The sequence below is a fragment of the Ruegeria sp. C6 genome, from assembly GCF_056537625.1.
On sequence record NZ_JBQFRW010000001.1, the window covers coordinates 271050 to 294130 of the forward strand.

General features: G+C 58.1%; 18 protein-coding genes. 11 read left to right on the forward strand and 7 right to left on the reverse strand.

What is annotated here, in order from left to right:
* Window positions 1-73: 73 nt before the first annotated feature.
* The 4 genes from gatB to pepN all read right to left on the reverse strand — a co-directional run bounded on the left by gatB (window position 74) and on the right by pepN (window position 6026).
* Window positions 74-1585, reverse strand: a complete 1512-nt coding sequence (gene gatB / locus ACR0MJ_RS01345) for an Asp-tRNA(Asn)/Glu-tRNA(Gln) amidotransferase subunit GatB (protein WP_480758602.1) — start codon at window positions 1583-1585, stop codon at window positions 74-76.
* 77 nt (window positions 1586-1662) lie between these two features.
* On the reverse strand, window positions 1663-2922 hold the full coding sequence (locus tag ACR0MJ_RS01350; protein WP_480758605.1) for a hypothetical protein: 1260 nt from the start codon (window positions 2920-2922) through the stop codon (window positions 1663-1665).
* Window positions 2923-3048: 126 nt separating this feature from the next.
* Complete coding sequence (locus tag ACR0MJ_RS01355) at window positions 3049-3477, reverse strand: hypothetical protein (protein WP_480758608.1); 429 nt, start codon at window positions 3475-3477, stop codon at window positions 3049-3051.
* Window positions 3474-6026 carry an aminopeptidase N gene (gene pepN / locus ACR0MJ_RS01360; RefSeq protein WP_480758610.1) on the reverse strand — a complete coding sequence of 851 codons (2553 nt, stop codon included), beginning with the start codon at window positions 6024-6026 and terminating at the stop codon, window positions 3474-3476. The genes ACR0MJ_RS01355 and pepN overlap by 4 nt, the downstream gene beginning before the upstream one ends.
* 204 nt (window positions 6027-6230) lie before the next feature.
* Between pepN and ACR0MJ_RS01365 the strand changes: the two genes are divergently transcribed.
* The 4 genes from ACR0MJ_RS01365 (at window position 6231) to ACR0MJ_RS01380 (ending at window position 11531) form a co-directional block, all read left to right on the forward strand.
* A complete protein-coding gene (locus ACR0MJ_RS01365; protein ID WP_480758612.1) occupies window positions 6231-8366 on the forward strand; it encodes a malate synthase G in 2136 nt (711 codons plus the stop codon).
* Between the two features lie 81 nt (window positions 8367-8447).
* Entirely contained in the window at window positions 8448-8873 is a 426-nt protein-coding gene (locus ACR0MJ_RS01370) for a heme-binding protein (RefSeq protein WP_170424166.1), read from the forward strand.
* A gap of 134 nt (window positions 8874-9007) precedes the next feature.
* Window positions 9008-9787, forward strand: coding sequence for a gamma-glutamyl-gamma-aminobutyrate hydrolase family protein (locus ACR0MJ_RS01375; protein ID WP_170397133.1), 780 nt, complete (start codon window positions 9008-9010; stop codon window positions 9785-9787).
* Window positions 9788-10190: 403 nt separating this feature from the next.
* The gene (locus ACR0MJ_RS01380) at window positions 10191-11531 is read left to right on the forward strand and encodes an autotransporter outer membrane beta-barrel domain-containing protein (RefSeq protein ID WP_480758616.1); all 1341 of its coding nucleotides are present in this window, start codon (window positions 10191-10193) and stop codon (window positions 11529-11531) included.
* Window positions 11532-11582: 51 nt separating this feature from the next.
* Here the strand turns inward: ACR0MJ_RS01380 and ACR0MJ_RS01385 are convergent, their stop codons facing one another.
* Window positions 11583-13823 carry a xanthine dehydrogenase family protein molybdopterin-binding subunit gene (locus tag ACR0MJ_RS01385; RefSeq protein ID WP_480758618.1) on the reverse strand — a complete coding sequence of 747 codons (2241 nt, stop codon included), beginning with the start codon at window positions 13821-13823 and terminating at the stop codon, window positions 11583-11585.
* 3 nt (window positions 13824-13826) lie between these two features.
* Window positions 13827-14291, reverse strand: coding sequence for a (2Fe-2S)-binding protein (locus tag ACR0MJ_RS01390; RefSeq protein WP_480758620.1), 465 nt, complete (start codon window positions 14289-14291; stop codon window positions 13827-13829).
* A gap of 99 nt (window positions 14292-14390) precedes the next feature.
* On the opposite strand from ACR0MJ_RS01390, the gene ACR0MJ_RS01395 reads away from it, so the two are divergent.
* A complete protein-coding gene (locus tag ACR0MJ_RS01395) occupies window positions 14391-14969 on the forward strand; it encodes a TetR/AcrR family transcriptional regulator (RefSeq protein ID WP_170397125.1) in 579 nt (192 codons plus the stop codon).
* On the opposite strand, the gene kynU is transcribed toward ACR0MJ_RS01395, so the two are convergent.
* Complete coding sequence (gene kynU, locus ACR0MJ_RS01400) at window positions 14962-16155, reverse strand: kynureninase (protein WP_170511577.1); 1194 nt, start codon at window positions 16153-16155, stop codon at window positions 14962-14964. The genes ACR0MJ_RS01395 and kynU overlap by 8 nt on opposite strands.
* A gap of 196 nt (window positions 16156-16351) precedes the next feature.
* Here kynU and ACR0MJ_RS01405 point away from each other — a divergent pair, with 196 nt between their 5' ends.
* The 6 genes from ACR0MJ_RS01405 (at window position 16352) to ACR0MJ_RS01430 (ending at window position 23080) form a co-directional block, all read left to right on the forward strand.
* Window positions 16352-16801 (forward strand): methyltransferase family protein, encoded by a 450-nt coding sequence (locus ACR0MJ_RS01405; RefSeq protein ID WP_480758623.1) that lies wholly within the window; start codon window positions 16352-16354, stop codon window positions 16799-16801.
* A 132-nt stretch (window positions 16802-16933) separates the two neighbouring features.
* Entirely contained in the window at window positions 16934-18505 is a 1572-nt protein-coding gene (locus tag ACR0MJ_RS01410; RefSeq protein WP_480758625.1) for a Re/Si-specific NAD(P)(+) transhydrogenase subunit alpha, read from the forward strand.
* Between the two features lie 13 nt (window positions 18506-18518).
* Window positions 18519-19973: an NAD(P)(+) transhydrogenase (Re/Si-specific) subunit beta gene (locus ACR0MJ_RS01415; RefSeq protein ID WP_170404102.1), complete on the forward strand. Its 1455-nt coding sequence runs from the start codon at window positions 18519-18521 to the stop codon at window positions 19971-19973.
* A 159-nt stretch (window positions 19974-20132) separates the two neighbouring features.
* Entirely contained in the window at window positions 20133-20489 is a 357-nt protein-coding gene (locus ACR0MJ_RS01420) for a VOC family protein (protein ID WP_170397115.1), read from the forward strand.
* Window positions 20490-20596: 107 nt separating this feature from the next.
* On the forward strand, window positions 20597-21874 hold the full coding sequence (locus ACR0MJ_RS01425; RefSeq protein ID WP_480758628.1) for a DUF3422 family protein: 1278 nt from the start codon (window positions 20597-20599) through the stop codon (window positions 21872-21874).
* Window positions 21875-21943: 69 nt separating this feature from the next.
* Entirely contained in the window at window positions 21944-23080 is a 1137-nt protein-coding gene (locus ACR0MJ_RS01430; protein WP_170397111.1) for an MFS transporter, read from the forward strand.
* Window position 23081 lies beyond the last annotated feature (1 nt).

Genomic DNA, 23081 nt, shown 5'->3' on the forward strand with positions numbered 1-23081 from the left:
CGCTCTGAAATTAAGTTTTCGTTATGTACAAGTCGAACAAACCCCTGTCCGGGGTTTGTACAACTCGGAAGATTTACGAACCCAGCTTTTTGCTGACCAGTTCGTTAACGGCCTTCGGGTTGGCCTTGCCGCCGGTGGCTTTCATCACCTGACCGACGAACCATCCGGCCAGTTTCGGGTTCACCTTGGCCTTCTCAACCTGTGCCGGATTGGCCGAGATGATCTCGTCCAAAGCGGCCTCGATCGCGCCGGTATCTGTCACCTGTTTCATGCCGCGGTCTTCAACGATCTGCGCCGGGTCACCGCCTTCGGTATAGACGATTTCGAACAGATCCTTGGCGATCTTGCCCGAGATGGCATCCGACGAAATCAGATCAATGATACCCGCCAACTGAGCCGGAGACACCGGAGACTCGGTGATGTCGTGGTCTTCTTTTTTCAGGCGACCAAACAGTTCGTTGATGACCCAGTTCGCGGCCAGCTTGCCGCTGCGCCCCTTGGCAACCTCTTCGAAATAAGCAGCCGATTCCACCTCGGCGGTCAAGACCGAAGCATCATAGTCGGTCAGGCCGAACTCACTGATAAAACGAGATTTTTTGTCGTCAGGTAGTTCCGGCAGCTTGGCAGCGATGTCATCCACCCACGCCTGTTCGATCTCCAGCGGCAGCAGATCGGGGTCGGGGAAGTAGCGATAATCATGAGCCTCTTCCTTGGACCGCATCGAGCGTGTCTCGCCCTTGTCCGGGTCGTACAGACGGGTTTCCTGATCGATGGTACCGCCGCCTTCGACGATGGCAATCTGACGGCGGGCTTCGACCTCGATCGCTTGCTGGATAAAGCGCATTGAGTTCATGTTCTTGATCTCGCAGCGCGTGCCCAGATGCGAAAAGTCCTGTGTTTCCTGATACTTCTCGTAAGCACCCGGCAAACAGATCGAAACGTTTACGTCCGCCCGCAGGTTGCCGTTCTGCATGTTGCCGTCGCAGGTGCCTAAGTAACGCATGATCTGACGCAGCTTGGCTATATATGCCGCGGCCTCTTCCGGTCCACGAATATCGGGGCGCGAAACGATCTCCATCAGGCACACACCGGTCCGGTTCAGGTCGACAAAGGACATATGCGGGTCCATGTCGTGGATCGATTTGCCCGCGTCTTGCTCCATGTGGATGCGTTCGATGCGGACCATGCGCGCGGTACCGTCGCCCATCTCGACCAGAACTTCTCCTTCACCTACAATAGGCTGATAAAGCTGGGAAATCTGGTATCCTTGCGGCAGGTCGGGATAGAAATAGTTCTTGCGGTCAAAGGCCGATTTCAGGTTGATATCCGCTTTCAGACCCAGCCCGGTGCGCACGGCCTGTTCAACGCAATACTCGTTGATCACCGGCAGCATCCCCGGCATTGCGGCGTCCACGAAGGCCACGTTCGAATTCGGCTCGGCCCCGAATTGGGTCGACGCCCCTGAGAATAGTTTGGCGTTGGACGAGACCTGAGCGTGCACCTCCATCCCGATCACCAGTTCCCAATCGTGCTTGGCCCCGGCAATGGTTTTGGGTTTGGGCATTTCGTATGTCAGGTCGAGCATGGCGCGCCTCATTTCCGCAGAAGTCTAAGCCTGCGTATTAGGCCCGGCGCGCCAAAGGGGCAAGGGGCAATGGCGCATTAGTTCCCCGAGAACTGCAGCCCTGACGGTGTAAAGGTCACACTCTGCCCACTGCGCAACTCATCCCTCAACAGATTGGCGATTGCCTTCAGCGCATCGCGGCGACCACGGGCGGCAAAACGCTCGGCCGAGTTGACGCGAAGGCTGTTATTGAACCCGTTCGCCGCGTGGGCCCAGATCAGCGGATGCAGTTCAGTCATGTGATCGCGGATCAGCCAGTTTGCGGCCTCGCAAATCTGTTTGCGGGCGATATCGGCGCGCGGGTTCTGGCCCATTCTGTTCTGCAATGTGACCGAGCAATAGGCCGCCAGCAGGTTGATTGTCTGCTGATCCGGACGACGTGCAACGATATCGCGCAAACCTTCAAGGAAGTATTCGACATCTACCCGCGCGCAGGCCTCGTCATCCAGCGCGATGGCGTCGAATTGCACCCAGGTATACCCACCCGCACCCCAATTTTTCTGGGTCCGTGCGGCGTTGCGCAAGGCTTGCACTTCAAGTTGTTCATAGCTGCCGAACCAGCGTGGCAGCAGGTGGCTGCCCATCGCGCGCATGTGGCGATGGTTCTGGGGATCCAGCGTGATCAGGGCCTCGTATTTATCAGCAACGCGGGTGCGCGGATCAATGTGTCCTGCCAGCAAGGCGCAATCCGCTGCAGCAATCGCCGGACTGTCGGGCAGCGCAGCGCGGCATTTCGGAAGCAGCGCAGCAGCCCGGTCGAAATGCGCGGCACAACGGGATTGGTGCAGCGCCGGCAGCGTGTCCGGGTGCGCCGTCCCGCGCCAGGCCCACGCCAAATCGATATGGGCCAAGGCAACCACAAGCGTGATCATCGGATCATCGGGATGGTTCTGAATCTCGCCTTCCAATTCCGAGATCCCGCCCAGCAGATCATAGTCTGACAGTGCTTTGCCGTCCGACAGCGCGTGCTCGGCCGCCAAAACCACATCGGACCGGGCCCCAAATGCCAACAGCTCGGAGATCGGCTGCCCGCAAGGGGTAGCCTTGCGCCCCTCATCTGCAGCGCGCATCTCCAGCGACAGTTCTGCCCACATATCCTGCCGCGCCAGATGGCGGCCACGTTCGATCACCTGATGCCCGATCGCATCATTTTCATCTGTTACTGCGATTGGGATGTTCAACTGCCCCGAGGCGACAAGCCATGCAGTAGCATCGGCGACGGACGCAGGCAGAGGTGTAGGGGTGGGATCAGAAGAACCGACAATGCGGGCGGCAAAAGCCTTCAAAGACCAAAACATGGCAAAACTCGAACTGGAACAAACTTGTAACCCGTCCAGTTTGCCAAAAAATCTGCTCAAATCAAGACTGCGTCGCGGAGAACCCGCGATTCAGGTGCCAATGTGGCCCAGACTCCATGAATCGTTTCAGAAAACTCTAAAATGATGTCGTTCGACCGCGAATCCCGCCTGATTCAGGACCATTTCGAATTGCTTGTGTGGTGGCAGTGATTCATCGGGTAAACGCACGCGTTTGTCGGATTTCAGAACCGCTGAGACGCGCACCGAGAAATCCCACCGCGTGTCAAACCGGAATCGATCCACCTCGGACAGCTTGAGTTGTCCCTGACGTTGGCCGGTGTGCCAACGCAGGGTTTCATCGGTCAGCTCCATACCTGCGCTGGTGTCCTTGACGACATCCCACAGCGCGGGCAGGGTAGTCAGGGCCAGAAGCGCCATCAGCCACCAGACCGCGTTCAGCAGGATCATCAAAGCGATCAACATCGCGTAAACGCCGATCAGGATCAGAACCGTTCGCTGATTTCGGTTCTGTCGAGTGAACGTAAACGCGGTCATGCGCCCAAGATGCGCGTGACCATTTCGGTCGTGTCCCGGGACAGGTTCGGCGTGTCGGCAATGCGATTCAGTTGTGCAAGTATTAAGGCCTGACGGTCGGCGTCATAGCGTTTCCAAGTTTGGAACACGCTGCACATCCTGGCGGTGGTCTGCGGGTTTACTGGATCAAGTCGGATCAACCAGTCTGCCAGCAGCGCGTAACCTGCTCCGTTCGCTTGGTGGAAGCCTGCGTGGTTGCCTGCCAGGGATCCCATCAAGGCGCGGAAACGATTTGGGTTTTTCCAATTAAAATCAGCATGCTCGGTCAACCTGTGCGCGGTCTCAACCGTTTTTTCCGGTCCGGTCATCAAGACCTGCATGGCGAACCACTTGTCCATGACCAGCCGGTCATGCTGCCATCGATCATAGAAGGCGGCCAGCTCACGTTCGCCTTTGCCCGCGCGGAGCAGACAAGACAGCGCGGCCAACTGCAGGGTCATGTTGTCAGCACGTGCATATTGCTCTGCGGCCTTGGCACCTCCATCCAGTCTCGAGGTCAGCGCAAGCGCCGCGCTGCCCAAGGCGCGTTTGCCTGATTGTTCAGCGTTCGGCTGATAAGGCGCGTCCACCAGCGTTTCACTGTTCAGACGGGGGAGCAGGTCTTGAACGTGTTGCGCAGTGGCTTGACGCAAAGTCTCAACCGCTCGCCAGATCGCCATCGGGTCGGGGGTGATGCCCTTGTCAAATAGTGTTGCGGCCAGTTCCGATTGCGTCGGCAGACCCAGCATCAGTGCCCGGTAGGCCGGGTCCAGCGCCTCATTCCGTAGCACTGCCAGCAAGCCGTCAAGATAGTCGGTATCAGGCGTTGCCTCATCGGTGATCATGCGCAGCAGGGTGTCCTCGGCTAGTGACCGCCCTGCCTGCCAGCGGTTGAACGGGTCGGTGTCATGAGCCAGAAGGAAGGCGCGTTCGGCATTGCTGATCTCATGTTCAAGGATCGCAGGGGCCGAGAAATCGCGCAGGATCGAGGGCACAGGTTTGGCCGCGAGACCGGTAAAGGTAAAACTCTGCTCGGCTTCGGTCAGTTCCAGCACTTCGGTCGCACGTATCTCGTCCCCGTTCGGGCCAAGCAGACCCACAGCGATAGGGATGACCTGAGGTTGCTTGTCTTCTTGCCCCGGCGTCGGCTCGGTCCGTTGGCGCAGCGTCAGGGTATAGGTGCCATCGGTCCAATCGTCGGCAACTGAGACACGGGGGGTACCGGATTGGCTGTACCAACGTTTGAACTGGGTCAGGTCGCGGCCCGTAGTGTCTTCGAATACTTTCAGCCAATCTTCGATCGTGCAGGCCTGCCCGTCGTGGCGATCGAAGTACAGGTCCAGTGCTATGCTGTAGGCCTCATCCCCGACCAGCCGTTTCAGCATCCCGATCACCTCGGCGCCTTTTTCATAGACGGTTGAGGTGTAGAAGTTGTTGATTTCCTGAAAGCTTTCGGGACGGACCGGGTGCGAGAGCGGCCCGTTATCTTCGGGGAATTGCCGCGCGCGCAGGTCGATGGCATCGTGGATACGTTTTACAGGGGCCGAGCGCATATCCGAAGTGAACTGCGCGTCGCGGAACACAGTCAGCCCCTCCTTCAGGCACAGTTGGAACCAGTCGCGGCAGGTGATGCGGTTGCCGGTCCAGTTGTGGAAATACTCATGTGCGATGATCGCCTCGATCCGTTCGAAATTCATATCGGTCGAGGTTTCAGGGCTGGCCAGAACGGCTGAGGAGTTGAAGATGTTCAGCCCCTTGTTCTCCATCGCGCCCATGTTGAAATCGTCCACGGCCACAATGTTGAACACGTCCAGATCGTATTCACGGCCATAGACGTCCTCATCCCATTTCATCGACTTTTTAAGGGCTTCCATGCCAAAGGCGCATTTGCCTTCATCGCCGGGGCGGACCCAGAGATTTAGTTCGACGTCGCGACCGGATTTGGTGGTGAACTGGCCGGGATGGGCGATCAGCTCTCCGGCGACCAGCGCGAACAGATAGGCGGGTTTTGGCCATGGATCGACCCATTCAGCCCAGCCCTCGCCTTTGCCCGAAGGGTTGCCGTTCGATAGCAGCACGGGAAGGTCGCCATTGATGCGCACCGTGAAGGTAGACATCACATCCGGGCGGTCGGGGTAATAGGTGATCTTGCGAAACCCTTCGGCCTCGCATTGGGTGCAATACATGCCGTTCGACATATACAGCCCCTCAAGCGCGGTGTTATTGCCGGGATCGATCTCGACCACGGCCTCCCACACGAAAGGCGCGTCTGGAACCGGTGCGGTGAGGCCTTCGGTGGTCACCTCAGGCGTGATCACGTCGCCATCAATTGCGGCACGGATCAGCTTTAGCTCTTCGCCATGCAGAAAAAACGTGCGGTCGGTCGCTTCGGGGTTCGAGCGGAAGGCGATGCGGGAAGTGACGCGAGTGGCGTGTGCGGCCAGATCGAAGGTCAGATGCACACTGTCCACTAGAAACCCGAACGGAGTGTAGTCTTTCAGATAAATCGTTGTGGGGGCGGCGTCGCGCATCGGGGGCCTCATCGACTGGGAATCTGGCGCGACGTTATGGGCTTCGCGCGGACGCTGCAACCGATGTGCCATTGCCGCTGTTCATTTGAGACGGTTCGCGCTGGGTCAAATGCCTCTCATGTCGGGACAGAAGTTGCCTATCGGAAACGAACGCCCTAATTGAGGAGCGCATACAATGGCACACAATCGTAGGGGATTCGGAATATGAGCAGCAGAGAGACCCGCAACGGGCTGCAGATTGACCCGGTTCTGGTGGATTTCATCGAACAGAAGGCGCTGCCGGGCACGGAAGTTTCGGCAATTGATTTCTGGGCGGGTCTGGCGCGCTTGGCCAATGAGCTTGGGCCGAAAAACCGGGCGCTGCTGGACAAGCGGGCTGACATTCAGGGCCGGATCGATGGCTGGCACGCGGCGCGGCGGGGGTTGCCCATTGACGCGGCTGAATATCAGTCTTTTCTGCGTGAGATTGGGTATCTGGTAGAGGAAGGCGACGATTTCGAGATCGAGACAGCCAGTGTCGACCCTGAAATCGCGCTAATCCCCGGACCGCAATTGGTTGTGCCAATCACCAACGCGCGCTTTGCGTTGAATGCCGCAAATGCGCGCTGGGGCAGTTTATATGATGCGCTTTACGGAACAGATGCGTTAGGCGATCTGCCGACAGTCAAGGCTTATGACGCCGGGCGCGGTGCGCGGGTCATCGCCTGGGCGAAGGCGTTCCTGGATGAGGCTGTGCCGCTATCCGAAGGGTCCTGGGCGGAAGTCTCCGGGTTAAGCGTTAGGGACGGTGCGCTGATACCGAAGCTCGCCGACCCGTCTCAGTTCGCAGGCCACGCTGGCGCGGCTGAAGCACCGGAGTTTGTATTGCTGCGCAACAACGGGTTGCACATTCAAGTCAGGATTGATGCGCATAGCACAATTGGCGCCACCGATCCTGCAGGTATTTCTGATGTCCGTTTGGAATCCGCGCTTTCGACCATCATGGATTGCGAGGATTCTGTTGCTTGTGTCGACGCGACCGACAAGGTGTTGGCCTATGGAAACTGGCTTGGCTTGATGGCCGGCAACCTGACCGAAGAGGTTACGAAAGGCGGCACAACCTTCACGCGCAAGCTTGCTGGGGATTTGGCCTACATGGCTCCGAATGGCACGCCAGCCACTCTGAAAGGTCGGTCGCTGATGCTGGTGCGAAATGTGGGCCATCTAATGACGAACCCCGCAGTGCTGGATGCCGAAGGGCGCGAGATTGGTGAAGGTTTGATGGACGCGCTCTGCACAACGCTGATCGCCATGCATGACCTGAAGCGCGAGGGCGGGAACTCGGTCAAGGGGTCGGTCTATGTGGTCAAACCCAAGATGCACGGGCCCGAGGAGGTGGCGTTTTCGGTCGAGTTATTCGACATGGTCGAGGACATCCTGGGCCTGCCACGCAATACGGTGAAGCTGGGCATTATGGATGAAGAGCGGCGCACATCGGCCAACCTCAAGGAATGCATCCGGGCCGCAAAATCGCGCGTGGCCTTTATCAATACCGGATTCCTGGATCGGACGGGGGATGAGATTCATACTTCTATGGAAGCAGGCCCGATGCTGCCGAAGGGCGATATCAAGGATACGCCATGGATTGCGTCTTACGAGGATCGCAATGTGGATATCGGACTGGTCTGCGGCCTGAAAGGCAGAGCGCAAATTGGCAAGGGTATGTGGGCCATGCCCGATCGGATGGCGGACATGCTGGCGACCAAGATCGGCCACCCGCAATCCGGTGCAACCTGCGCCTGGGTGCCGTCACCTACTGCGGCAACGCTTCATGCAACTCACTATCACAAGATCGATGTGTTGGCGCGCCAGGATGAATTGGCCGCTGGCGGGGCTCGGGGTACGTTGAATGATCTGCTGACCATACCTCTGCTGGGCGGTCGTAATCTCAGCGCTGGTGAGATCACCCGTGAGATCGAAAACAACGCACAAGGAATCTTGGGCTATGTTGTGCGCTGGATTGATCAGGGAGTTGGCTGTTCGAAAGTTCCGGATATCAACGACATAGGTCTGATGGAGGACCGCGCGACCTGTCGGATTTCTTCGCAGGCGCTGGCCAACTGGTTGCATCACGATGTGGTCAGTCAGGAACAGGTGATGGCGGCGATGCAGAAAATGGCCGCGGTAGTGGACCGTCAGAACGAAGGAGACCCGGCCTACAGGCCCATGGCACCGGGTTTTGACGGGGTGGCGTTTCAGGCGGCTTGTGATCTGGTGTTCCGGGGGCGGGTGCAGCCTTCGGGTTATACCGAGCCTGTGCTGCACGCCCGTCGCCTGGAACTGAAGGCAAGTTTGAGCTAGGGGCAAGGGCAGGAACGAGGGGGCTGTCTGCCCCCTCGTGCTCCCCCGAAGGTATTTTTGGCCAGATGAAAAGGATCAGGCATGAACATTTCATTGCGCAAAGCGCGGACCATCATTCGGAAAGCTCTGGAAAAAGGGCGCGAGATGGAGCTGAAACCGCTCTCGGTTGTTGTCCTGGACGCCGGCGGTCACGTGATCGCGTTCGAACGCGAAGACGGTGCTGCGCCGGGGCGTTTTGCAATCGCACATGGTAAGGCCTACGGATCGGTAATGCTAGGTATGGCGGGGACCGCGCAGATGCAGCGGGCCGAAGGGCAGGCCTATTTCATGGCGGCCGTGAACGGGGTTTATGGCGGTCAGGTTGTTCCGGTTCCTGGCGGTGTGCTGCTGCGTGACCGCAAGGGCGCGGTGATCGGTGCCGTAGGTGTAACCGGCGACACTTCGGATAATGACGCAGCGGCCGCGTTGGCAGGTATCGAAGCCGCTGGGTTGACGGGCGAGATCTGATCCCTATGCCGAACTTCATCGGGGATGTGCGTCGCTGAACACGCGCTTGCGCTACCATGCAGGGTCTGTGCCGTTGCGCGCGGCCAAACCTGCCGATAGGTTTTGCAGGAAATGAGCGATACAAGGGACTTGGAATGGCGCGCCCCGTCGTTGGAATAATCGGCAACTCTTATCTGATGAATGATCAGTATCCGACCCATGCGGGCGGAACGATGAATTCCGAGGCGGTCTCGAACGTGTCTGACTGTCTGCCGCTACTGATCCCCGCCGACCCGCGCTATGTTGCGGTTGATGAGTTGCTCGAGGTTTGCGACGGCTTCCTGTTGACCGGCGGCCGTCCGAACGTTCACCCCGAAGAATATGGCGAGCCCGCGACCGAGGCGCATGGTGAGTTTGACCGCGCGCGGGATGCAATCACGCTGCCTTTAATCCGGGCTTGTGCTGAGCGGGGTCAGCCGTTCTTTGGGATTTGTCGCGGGTTTCAAGAAGTAAACGTCGCCTTGGGTGGTACGCTCTACCCTGAGATTCGTGACCTCCCGGGGCGTCAGAACCACCGGATGCCACCCGACGGCACTTTGGAGGAGAAGTTTGCTCTGCGCCATGTCGTGTCGCTAACCGAAGGTGGTGTGTTCCACCGCCTGCTGGGCGCGGCCGAAGTGATGACCAATACGTTACACGGACAAGGGATCAAGACGCTGGGCGAGAATGTGGTGATCGATGGCCACGCGCCTGATGGCACGCCCGAGGCGATCTATGTCGAGGATGCCCCCGGCTTTACCCTTTCGGTCCAATGGCACCCTGAATGGGACGCGGCGAATGACCCGGTTTCGCGGCCATTGTTCAAGGAATTTGGTCGCGCCGTATACGATTGGAAAAACGCGAAAACGGTCGGGGCGATCCGGCAGTCTGCTTAGTCACGCTAATCTTTCGATGGATCGTTCTAAGGTTTGTCGGCAACATTCGAATAAAAAGATAATTGGATATCTTCCCTGAACCGCGAATTTGCGCCGAGATACCCTTGGCCATATTCAAATCTGACTGGGTTCGGAGCAGTTCATGCACAGCTTTTCAGGAAAGTACCCTCGCGGTTTAAGAGAATTCGTTCCTGCGGCACTTTTTTTGGCGGTCCTGGGAACTGCTGGGCATGCGCAACAATGCAGCTCGGCCGGAGACCTGCTTTACATCGGGCGAACACCTGACTCTTCATCCTCATTGTGGTTATCGCAGACGGAAAGCGGTGCTTTTCGTCTGGAAGCTGCACAGGGCAACACGACCGTTGATACCTGGAGCCGATCTCGGCCCGGAGTTCATCTAAGCTTGTCTCCCTTCGTATCTAATGGATCAGGGGGCGTTCATCGTCTGTTCAAACGCGGAGGGGCACCAAATGGGCGCGACTGTCTGATCGATACGCAAAACCAAAAAAGAGATTGGACGCTGCCGGGTTGGGGTGGTGGCAATGGTGGCGGCGGGGGAGGAAACGGAGGCGGCTCGGGTGGATCCGGCGGCGGTTCCGGTGGTGGCTTCGGCGGTGGCGGCGGCTCGGGTGGATCAGGTGGCGGATTCGGAGGCGGGGGCGGCTTTGGAGGCGGCGGTTCCGGGGGTGGCTTCGGCGGTGGCGGCGGCTCGGGCGGATCCGGTGGTGGCTCTGGTGGCGGTTCTGGTGGTGGCTCTGGTGGCGGTTCCGGAGGGTCGGGCGGTGGAATTGGCAACATAGGCGAGACAGGTCGACCCGTTAATCCGCTCTACGTAAGTGGGCGACCTTCGGGCGATGATCAAGCCTGCGTGGCGGATGCGACGGGTAAGCTTGACCCTGCCTTGTGCGATCCGGTTGTCGGCCCTCCGCTGACGGAGGGGCGCGAGTTTGGGCCAGGATCTGTTTGGAATGTATGGACCAATTTCACCTACACAGACATTGAAGACACCCGTGGAAACAGCGAACTGGATGTGAACGACAGCTTTTTCGAAATTGGGATCGACCGTCTTGTCCAAGAAAACCTCGTGCTTGGTTTGCAGCTTGAATACGAAAACACTCAGCTGGACGGCTTTCAGGGGCAGTTTTCTCAGGATACTTCGGGATTCGCAATCGGACCCTATTTCGCCTGGCGGATGTCTGAGAGGTGGGTTCTAAACGGTCTCGCCACGATCGGTCGCTTTTCCACGGATGTGGATGTGCTGGAGCTGAGCGGTGATTTTGATCGCACCCGTTGGCGCGCGAATCTCGAGGCAATCGGACAATATGAGGCTGGAGCTTACTTAATTCGTCCGTCGATCTCGTTTGATTACTATAATTACAGTGCCGAGGATTACGATCTCACCGGGACGTATCTGGGAAATCCAGCCGAGTTTATTGGTGAAATCCAAGAAGCAAAATACAGTGCCCTAACGCCCGAGGTCGAAGTAAGTCGTCCGTTCTTCAATGGCAGCTCTGTCATTTCACCTTATGCATCGCTCAGCGCGACCTATTGGTTTGAACGCGAGAACTTAGGGGGTGGAACAGTTGCAAACACTGACAATGATGTTGTTTGGTCAACCCGTTTGGGTGTGAGAGGACGCACAAGCAAGACGGTGTTTCTGGAGGCTTCAATCGGATATCTCGACATGTTCGAAAGTGATTTTGAAGCGACGGAAGCTGCAATCTTTCTCTCTGTCAACTTCTAAGGCCATCAGAAAGAGCGAGCGCCGACCCATAGCCGGGTCGGCGCAAATTGATCATACGAGCAAGTCGAACTGCTTGTTCAGCGGCAAGCTGCGCGCGCGTTGGCCGGTCAGGTCGAACAGCGCGTTGCCCAAAGCGGGCATCGACGGCGGTGTCCCCGGTTCACCGACACCGCCCAGATGTTTGTTGGTCTCGAGTATCCGGACTTCCGTGATCGGTGTGCTTTGCATCCTTAACGCATCATAATCCGGGAAATTATACTGTTCGACCTCACCATCGGCAAAGGTGATCTCTTCTTGAACGGCGGCAGACAATCCGTAGATCATGCCGCCGATCATCTGCGCCTCGACCGTCGCCGGATCCAAAGCCAAGCCGACATCGCAGGCGATCCAGGCCTTGTTGATGCGGATGGTGCCGTCTTCGTCCACCACTTCGATGACCTGTGCGACAGGGGTGCCAAAGCTGTAGGCCATTGCCACGCCACGTCCGACACCATCGGGGGTTTTGCCGGTCCAGCCTGACATCTCTTTCACGGCCTCCAGGCACCCCGCAGCCGGGGCGAACTCGGACCTTGCCAACTCCAGCCGGAACTCCAGCGGGTCGCGCCCGGCGGCATGGGCCATTTCATCCAGGAAGGTCTCCTGGAAGAAGGCATTGTGGCTGTTGCCGACCGAGCGCCAGAAACCAACCGGTACAGCCAAATCGGCAACGTGACCACTCATTCTGTAGTTCGGCACCGCGTAGGGCTGGTTGAAAAAGCCTTCGACCAGAACCTTGTCGGGGCCGCCGCCAGAGAAACCCGTCACACGTTCGACCGCTTGGTGGGTCGGGGATTGCGAAGCAACCTTACCGTCGATCAGAACGGCCTTGCCATCCTTCACTGCCCCCCGCATGCGCGCCATCGCGCCGGGGCGGTAGAAATCGTGACGCATATCCTCTTCGCGGCTCCACGTCGTTTGCACAGGGGTGCCTGGAATGGCCATGGCGACCTTAGTGGCGATCTCGCCGAAATCCAACTCGCCCCGGCGGCCGAAACCGCCGCCCAGATAGGTGGTGTGAATCTCAACCGCTTCGGTATCTAGACCGGCGGTGTTGGCTGCGCGGATCTGGATCAGGGTCGGGGCCTGATTGCCGCACCACAGGTCCAGCTTGTTACTTGTATAGAGCGCCGTGGCGTTCATCGGTTCCATTGTGGCGTGGGCCAGATAGGGCACGGTATATTCTGCCGTAATCTCGGTGGCACCTTCAGGAAGCGTTTCGACATCGCCTTCATCGCGCATGGTCGAGTTCGGGGCGTCATCAAACGCCTTGGCAATTTGCGCGAATACCGCATCAGTATCGGGCGGATAGGGGGCATCGCCCCAATCCACGTCAATCGCCTCGACCGCCTGCATGGCAAGCCAAGTGTTGTTGGCAATCACCGCGACGCCCGTGCCCAGATCGACGATCTTTTCAACGCCGGGCATGGCTTCTGCAGCACTGGCGTCAAAGCCGTTCATTGCCCCGCCCAGCTTGGGGTTCATGCGGATCGAGGCGAATTTCAGGCCCTCGGGGCGCACGTCGATGCCAAAGGTGGCGGTGCCGGTGGATTTGCCCGGAATGTCGACGCGGGGCAGGGATTTGCCGAGCAAACGCCATTCGGACGGATCACGCAGGGAAACCTCGGGCGGTTCGATCTGGCCTGCGGCCTCGGCCAGTTCGCTATAGGGAATGCGCGTGCCATCCGGGGCAACCACAGCACCATTTTCGGTCATGAGTTGATCGCGATCGACCCCCAGTTGGTCCGCGGCAGCCTGCTTCAAGGTTTCGCGCGCAGTAGCGCCAGCCATCCGCATCCGTTCGAACCCGTCTTTCATCGAGGTTGAGCCGCCGGTAACCTGCAGGCTTAACGTTTTGCCCAGAACACCCAGTGCCTCACCCAGATTGTGCTGGAAATCCGAGATGTCATAGCCCTTGCCTGGCAGGCTTTCCCCCATAAGAGCATGGTTGTAATAGGCGGCAGCAGCAGGTCCGTGCAGCACACGGATTTCGTCCAGCTCAACATCCAGCTCCTCGGCGATCAGTGCTGCCCAGGTGGTCATAACGCCCTGACCCATTTCAGCGCGGGGTGCGAACAGGGTCACGCCCTGCTGGTCGATCAGAACAAAAGGGCTAAGCGCGGTTTCCCCGTCACGCGGTTTCAGCGGGTTCGCAGCTGGACGCGTGACGTAGTAGGCACCGAAGGCCACTCCACCTACGATGGCGGCAGATCCGATCAGGAATGTGCGGCGAACGATTTTACCGATACGTCCCATGGCTCAAGCCTCCTTCAACTTGGCAGCGGCATCATGGATGGCCGCGCGGATGCGAGGATAGGTGCCACAGCGGCAAAGGTTGCCTTGCATCGCATCGTCGATGTCTTCGTCCGTTGGGGCCGGGTTTTCAGCCAGTAGCGATGCGGCCTGCATGATCTGGCCCGACTGGCAGTAACCACATTGCGCCACTTGGTGGTCAACCCAGGCCTTCTGGATCGTTGCCATGGCGTCAGGCGTGCCAAGCCCCTCGATCGTGGTGACCTCACCCCAAACATCCGAGAGCGCTACCTGGCAGGACCGCACGGCCTCACCATCAATATGAACGGTGCAGGCACCGCAGGCAGCCACACCACAGCCGAACTTGGTACCGGTTAGTCCAACCTCATCACGCAGAACCCATAACAAGGGCACATCATCAGGCAGATCAACCTGATGGGTCTTTCCGTTGATCTTAAGGGCCGTCGCCATGGCGCACCTCTCTTAGCTTTGGCTGGTTTCTGACATAATTAATGAAAAGTGTCAGCTTGTCAATTGACAAAATGAACAAGAAGTGTCAGAGGTTCTCGCATGACGAGTGTAAGTGAAGATTCCAAGACAGCGGCCATTCTGAAATCGGCATTTCAGGCCTTTGCGACCTATGGGTTTAAGAAAACTTCGATGGATGACATTGCCAAAGGGGCAGGGATGTCCCGGCCTGCAGTCTATCTGCATTTCAAGAATAAAGAGGCCATCGTTCGCGAACTGACGCAGTTTTATTATGGCGAGAAAGTTACCCTAGTCGCTGAAGCCTTGGCCAGCGAAGGTCCTTTGCCTCAGATCCTCGCTCAGGCGATCGAGGCGCAATCAAACGGGATGGCTGAAATTTTGGCCTCACCTCATGGGCTTGAAATGCTGGACGCGACCAAATCCATGTCGACGGATATCGTTCAGGAGGGCGAGGCCAAATTGACGCGACTTTACGCCGAATGGTTACGGCGCGAGGATGCGGCAGGTCGCGCGCATTTGCCTGTCGGCCCGGATGAGGCCGCAAAGACAATCACCACATCGCTGAAGGGCGTCAAGATGACGGCCTCCAGCGCTGAAGAGTTCGAACAAGGCATTTCGCAATTGGCCACGCTTTTGGGCGCGGCGCTTGAGGTCAGGTGACGCGCTGACGGATTTTGTATTCCGGTTTGTCCCACAGCTTGTTGGTTATGATATCGGCCAGAATTTGGGCGGCCTGTTCTACATCCCCTTCATCGACATATAGCGGTGTGAAGCCAAACCGCATGATATCGGGCGCTCGGAAATCGCCGATCACGCCACGCGCGATCAAAGCCTGCATGGCAGCGTATCCTTCATCAAAATGAAACGATACTTGACTTCCGCGCTGGGCTGGATCGCGGGGGCTTGCGAGTGTCAATCCCGGGCAGGTAGCCTCAACCCGGGTAATGAACAATTCGGTCAATTCGATTGACTTGGCGCGCACATCGGCCATTTCAGCCATGTCCCAGATATCCATCGCTGCCGACAGCGCTGCCATCTGAATGACCGGAGGGGTTCCGACCCGCATCCTCTCGATTCCCGCGCCGGGGCGATAGTCGAGATCGAAGGCAAACGGGGCTTCATGCCCCAACCAGCCCGAAAGCGCCGGGCGCACGCGATCCGACAGACGCGGAGCGACATAGACGAACGCTGGCGCACCGGGACCGCCATTGAGATACTTATACGTGCAGCCAACAGCGAAATCCGCGCTGCAACCGGTCAGATCGACCGGGATTGCCCCCGCAGAATGGGCAAGGTCCCAGACGGTCACGACACCGTTCGCATGGGCCAGTTCGGTCAAAGCCTTCATGTCATGCATACGGCCGGAACGATAATCGACCTCGGTCAGCATCAGAACGGCGACCTCTTCGGTGATATGTGCAGCGACGTTTTCGGGATCGACCACGCGCAGTTCGTAATCCGTCCCCAGTGATCGCAACAGCCCATCTGCCATGTAAAGATCCGACGGGAAGTTGCCGTTGTCCGACAGGACCAGCTTGCGGGTCGGGTTCAGTTCCAGCGCTGAGGCGACCGCCTGATAAACCTTGATCGACAGAGTATCGCCTACCACGACGCTGCCGGGCTCTGCCCCGATCAGCCGTCCGATCCGATCCCCAAGGCCGGTCGGCATACCCATCCACCCGGCTTTGTTCCAGCCGGTGATCAGCAACTGACCCCATTCGTCCTTCATCATGCTTCCGACACGGTCACCGGCTGATTTCGGCAACGGGCCCAGAGAGTTACCGTCGAGATAAAGAATGCCCTCGGGCAGGTGAAACATGGATTTGGTTTTGGCGAAATCGGTCATGGCGAGGCTTTGTCTTTCTGAAACAGTCAGGTTGTAACTGGCTATCTGATCCCGTTGTGTCTGTCTATTGGTGCGGGTTGTCCAGCGCCCTGGGTCGATGCGACACCCTGCGCTTTTGCCAATGCGGTCAGAAAACGATAGGAGAGCGATCAGAAGCGACATCTGCCACCATGTGTCGCCGCGTGAAGGGACAGCCATGCGCCTGATCGACATACCACCTGTTTGGCTTGTGGGCTTTGCCTTGCTCGCCTGGGTCCAGGCGCGCGTGTTGCCGCTGGGGTTGTCTCTGGATGGAGCGGTGACAGATTTGCTCAGCGGCATACTGATCGGTGGCGGTATCATTCTGGCCGTGATGGCGGTGATCGAGTTCCGCCGGCACAAAACCACGGTCTTTCCGCACGAAATACCCTCGACCATGGTGCAGACTGGGATTTACAAGCGCAGCCGCAATCCAATCTATGTGGGTGATGTGTTGATCCTGACCGGGTTGATCCTGCGTTTTGACGCGGTGTTGTCGCTGGTGCTGATCCCGGTTTTTGTCTGGGTGCTGGAACGCCGCTTTATCATACCCGAGGAAGACCGTCTGCGCCGCACATTCCGCGCCGATTTCGCCCGGTATGAACGCAAGACAAGACGATGGATATAAGGGTGTGGTCATCATGACACAGCGTCATAATTGCTGCGCTTGCGAAATAATCTTGCGCAGGATACATGTCTGCTTGTCATTCTATGCTGAACACCCACCTGGCCTGAATCAAAAATTAGGGGGAACCGACTGGTGAAAATTGGGACGCCAAAGGAAACGTACAAGGGCGAGAACCGGGTCGCGATGACTCCGGACTCGGCTTTGCAGTTGCAGAAACTGGGCTATGAGTGCCTGATCGAAAAGGGCGCAGGCGCTGCTGCGGGGTTTTCGGACGCCGCTTATGAAGCCGCAGGCGTTGAGGTCATGAAGACCGCTGCCTCGCTTTGGAAGGCTGCGGATATCATTGCCAAGGTGCGTCAGCCCGATGCCACCGAGCTGAAGCGTCTGACCAAGAACAAGACCCTGATTTCATTCTTTAATCCGGCTGGGAATGAAGACGGGATGGAGGCCGCCAAATCCAAGGGCGCGACCGTGATCGCGATGGAGATGGTCCCGCGTATCTCGCGCGCGCAGAAGATGGACGCGCTGTCTTCGATGGCCAATATCGCCGGGTACCGTGCTGTGATCGAGGCAGGCAACAACTTTGGCCGTTTCTTCACAGGTCAGGTGACGGCGGCTGGTAAGGTGCCACCTGCCAAGGTGCTGATCGTCGGTGCCGGTGTGGCCGGACTGGCCGCGATTGGGACCTCAACCTCGCTGGGTGCGATCACCTATGCGTTCGACGTGCGCCCCGAAGTGGCCGAGCAGGTCGAATCCATGGGGGCTGAGTTCGTCTATCTGGATTTTGAGGAAGAACAGCAGGACGGTGCATCGACTGGTGGCTACGCATCGGTCCAGTCGGAAGAATTCCGCAACGCCCAGCTTGCCAAGTTCCGGGAACTGGCACCCGAGATGGACATCGTCATCACCACGGCGCTGATCCCCAACCGTGAGGCACCTGAGCTTTGGACCAAAGATATGGTCGAAAGCATGAAGCCGGGTTCGGTCATCGTTGACCTTGCAGCGGAAAAGGGCGGTAACTGTAAACTGACGGTGCCGGATGAGAAGATCGTGACCGACAATGGCGTGACCATTATCGGCTATACCGACTTCCCCAGCCGGATGGCGGCGCAGTCATCGTCTCTGTACGCGACCAATATCCGTCACATGATGGCTGACCTGACACCCGAGAAGGACGGCAAGGTCAATCACGACATGGAAGATGACGTGATCCGTGGCGCGACCGTGACCCATGAGGGCGAGATCACCTTCCCGCCACCTCCGCCCAAGGTGCAGGCGATTGCGGCACAGCCTAAGGCCGAGGTCAAGGAACTGACACCGGAAGAGAAAAGGGCGCAGGAAATCGCGGCCTTCAAAGCGCAGACCAAGCAACAGTTCACGTTGCTGGGCGTCGGCGGTGCGTTGATGTTGCTGGTGGGGTTGATCGCTCCGGCCAGCTTCATGCAGCATTTCATCGTCTTTGTGCTGGCGATCTTTGTGGGCTTCCAGGTGATCTGGAATGTCAGCCATAGCTTGCACACACCACTGATGGCGATCACCAACGCGATCTCTTCGATCATTATCGTTGGAGCCTTGATGCAGATCGGATCGGGGTCGTTCCTGGTCATTCTGCTGGCGGCGCTGTCAGTCTTCATGGCCGGAATCAACATCTTCGGCGGCTTCCTCGTAACCCGGCGCATGCTCGCCATGTTCCAGAAATCTTAAGGAGGCCGGGCAAATGGAATTTGGCTTCACTACTGCCGCCTATGTCGTTGCGGCTGTCCTTTTCATCCTGTCTCTGGGTGGATTGTCGAACCAGGAAAGCGCCAAGAGGGCGGTCTGGTATGGCATTGTTGGTATGGCGCTCGCGGTTTTTGCGACGCTGGTTGGTCCGGGTTCAGGCCTGTGGCTGCTGTCGTTGCTGCTGATCGCGGGCGGTGGTCTGATCGGTCAGTACGTGGCGCAGCGCGTCCAGATGACCGAGATGCCACAGCTTGTGGCCGCGATGCATTCGCTGGTGGGTCTCGCGGCTGTGTTCGTGGGATTCAATGCCCATTTCGAGATCGGCAATGTGGCACAAGTCATGGCGATTGCTGACAGTGCGTCTCAGGCAGACCTGTCCGATCTGGGGGCGTTCGCCAAGCTGATCGCGAAGAAGACCGCGGCCGAACTGGCGATCCTGCATGTTGAGCTGTTCCTCGGTATCTTCATCGGTGCGATCACCTTTACTGGATCGGTCGTGGCTTATGGCAAGTTGGCGGGCAAGGTGACCTCGGCGGCGACCAAGCTTCCGGGCGGTCATGCTCTGAACGCGGGTGCGGCTGCTTTGTCGTTGATCTGTCTGATCTGGTACACCAATTCGGGCGGTTTCTTCCCGCTGTTCCTGATGACGCTGGCAGCGCTGTTCATCGGCTATCACCTGATCATGGGCATCGGCGGGGCCGACATGCCGGTGGTTGTATCGATGCTGAACAGCTATTCGGGTTGGGCGGCTGCGGCCATCGGCTTCTCGCTAGGCAACGACCTGCTGATCGTGGTTGGTGCATTGGTGGGCTCGTCTGGTGCAATCCTGTCCTACATCATGTGTAAGGCGATGAACCGTCACTTTGTCAGCGTAATTCTGGGCGGCTTTGGTGGCCCGCAGGGCGAACAGATGGCTGTTGAGGGTGAACAGATCGCCATCGAGGCAGATGGTGTCGCGGCGGCGCTGAATGATGCAGATAGTATCGTCATCATCCCCGGCTATGGCATGGCCGTGGCGCAGGCGCAGCAATCGGTGTCCGAGCTGGTTCGCAAGCTGCGCGCCAAGGGCAAGAACGTGCGCTTTGCGATCCACCCCGTTGCCGGTCGTCTGCCGGGCCACATGAACGTGCTGCTGGCCGAGGCGAAGGTGCCGTATGACATTGTTCTGGAGATGGACGAGATCAACGACGACTTCCCGGATACGGATGTGGCCATCGTGATTGGCTCGAACGATATCGTGAACCCTGCGGCGCAGGAAGACCCGAACAGCCCCATCGCCGGGATGCCGGTGTTGGAATGCTGGAAAGCCAAGCAGGTGTTTGTGTCCAAGCGTGGTCAGGGCACCGGCTATTCGGGCATCGAGAACCCGCTGTTCTTCAAGGAGAACACCCGCATGTTCTATGGCGACGCCAAGGCTTCGCTCGACAAGCTGTTGCCCATGATCGATTGATCAGAAGGGACAATCTGATTGCAAAGGGCGCCTGAGGGTGCCCTTTTCTTTTGTGATGAGATGGGGGCTCGCCTCCAACCCCCTCAAGGATTTTTAGCCATTTGAAGCAAGCGGGCTGTGTTAAACTTGGCGAGTGCTCGGGATAGTAGGAGGCAGACCATGCAGAAGGTAAATGGAATTGGCGGGATATTCTTTCGGGCCCGTGATCCGCAGGCGTTGAGTGCTTGGTATGAGAAGCATTTGGGGGTCAATCACTACGATCCTGTGCCCTGGAAGCAGCGGGAAGGATATACGGTGTTCGCACCCTTTGCGCAGGACACCGAGTATTTCGGCCGCTCCGAGCAGCAATGGATGATCAATTTTCGTGTTGATGACCTGAGCGCGTTGATCGACCAACTACAGAACGCCGGAATCACCGTCGAGACGAACCCGAAGTGGGACAGCGAGGTCGGGAAATTCGCCCGCATCCACGATCCTGAAGGCAATCCCATCGAGCTATGGGAGCCGAATCAATAAGATAGCGGGATTGTATACCGTTGTATCCTTGTAAGTAATTGAAATAAATAAACAATTGATGTTGTGTCGGTCTGCCTTATAGTGCCGGTGATACACCGGAGCCTTACATGACGCCCATAGACAATCATCCGCTTCGCTATACGCTGGCCAATGAACTGCATGCACGCCCATTTCCGGTTGCACCCTTGCCCAGCACGGTTGTGTTTCTGGCGATCAAGAAGCCCAAAGAAGCGGTTACGCGCGATCGTGGCGAGGATATGGCCCACCTGATCAATCTGCTGGATCGCCACGGCGCGCAGCACCCTCAGCCAGCAGCCACTCACTACGCGGGTCAGATCGGGCGTCATTGGCTGAAATGGGAACAACATACCGAGTTTGTGACCTATACCGCGATCACTCCGAACGTCAGTGAACGTGCGTTCAATCCGGCAGACTTTGAGGTGTTTCCTCCAGACTGGTTGATTGCGAGCCCGGGGCAGCGGGTGACATCGGCCTTAATTCGCGTGGTCGAGTACGAGGGAGATGAGGCGGCAAAGGCTTCGCTGGCTCAGTGGTTCGAGCCGGAAAGCCTAGCAGTGGCGCGGGTGCTGGATGATGCCGCGATCTGCGCTTGTGATTTCCGAATTGATCCGGCGGGGCATATGCGCCTTGCGATGTTTGTCAAGAAAGGCACCGGGCGGCGTCGGACCGGGCGGATCGTTCAGCGGCTGTGCGAGATTGAGACCTACAAGGCAATGTCGATGCTGGGATTTGCGAGGGTCAAGCAACTGATGCCGCGCATCGGCGAACTGGATGGTCAATTGACCCGCCTGATGGGGCAGATGTCCGACGAAACAGCCCACCCGGACGAATTGTTGCCGGATCTTCTGTCTACCTCGATCGAGCTTGAGACACTTTCGGCACGGTGTTCTTTTCGGTTCGGCGCAACGGGTGCCTATGAGGCGATTGTCAATCAGCGCATCGAAGTGTTGCGTGAACAAAGATTCAATGGACGTCAGAGTTTTGCCGATTTCATGATGCGTCGTTATGACCCCGCGATGCGGACGGTGAAATCAACCGAGCGACGTTTGCAGGCCTTGTCCGACAGGGCTATTCGCGCCGGCGACCTGTTGCGTACCCGTGTCGATGTCGAACGCAGCGCTCAAAATCAGGCTCTGCTGGAAAGCATGGACCGGCGTGCTGATCTGGCCCTTAGATTGCAGCACACAGTCGAGGGATTATCTGTGGTGGCGATCAGCTACTATGCGGTGTCTCTGGTCAGCTACTTGCTCTACCCAATGACGCAGGCCGGGATTAGCAAAGGGATGCTGACGGCAATTGTGACCGTGCCTGTCATCCTTGCCGTTTGGTTCGGGGTGCGCCAGATCCGGAAGCGAATTGAATAAGCAGTCTATGCCGGGCGACGAATGATCTGTAGAACGGGTGGCGTTTGGCAGATTTTATGAGGATTTCCTGTGATCGGTATTGTTGCGGCGTGGCGGGCTGTGGCCGCCATGTTTATCCTGAACGGTGCGCTGTTCGGCATCTGGGCATCGCGCATACCTGCGGTTCGGGACAGGCTGGATCTGACACACGAGGCGCTAGGGCTTGGTTTGCTGTTCATGGCAGCAGGGGCCGTGTGTTCGTTTCCGATCACGGGCCGTTTGACGGACAAGTTTGGGGCGGTGGCGATCACGCGGGTGATCGCGGTTCTCTACACCTTTTCCCTGATCCTTTTGGCTCTCGCCGGCGGGTTCTGGTCGCTTGCGGCGTTTCTGTTTGTATTCGGAGCCTTCCATGGCTCGATGGATGTTGCGATGAACGCCTGGGCGGCAGAGGTCGAACAGGCCTATGACAAGCCGGTCATGTCGTCCTTTCACGCGATGTGGAGCCTTGGAGCCGGGCTGGGGGCGCTCAGCGGATACGGTGCCGTACAGATGGGGCTGTCGGTGTTGCAACATTTTCTGCTAGCAGGTGGCGTTGTCGTCGCGCTTGCGCTTGTTTTGTCTTGGGTACGCTGGACTTCGAAACGATCGGCTTCGAAACCTGGATCGGTGTTCGCCTTGCCATCGGGTGCCCTGATCCTTGTGGGTTTCACAGCGCTGTGCGGCGCTTTGGGCGAAGGGGCTGTTGCGGATTGGAGTGCGATCTTCCTGCGCGATGTCACCGGTGCGGCTGAGAGTATCGCGGCGTTGGGCTATGCGGTCTTCTCGGTCACGATGGTTGCGTTCCGGCTTGCGGGCGGGGTGGTGATCGCGCGTTTCGGGCCTGTTGCAACAGCACGATTTGGCGGCGTTTGCGCCGCGCTGGGCGTGTTTGGCGTAGTATCGGCGGGAGGGGCAGGATTGGCTTTGGCAGGTTTTGCTCTGATGGGAGTGGGCTATGCGGTAATCATGCCTCTGGCCTTTAGCCGTGCGGCCAACGACCCGCATGTCCCGCCCGGACAGGCGATCGCAAGCGTCGCGACTTTGGGATACGGAGGGTTGTTGATCGGGCCGCCTCTGATCGGATTTCTGGCCGAGTTGATGACGCTGAGATTTGCCTTTGCAGTTCTTTTACCGCTGGCCGTTCTTATCATCGTATTGGCCGGCGCGCTGAAGCGCGCCGACTAAG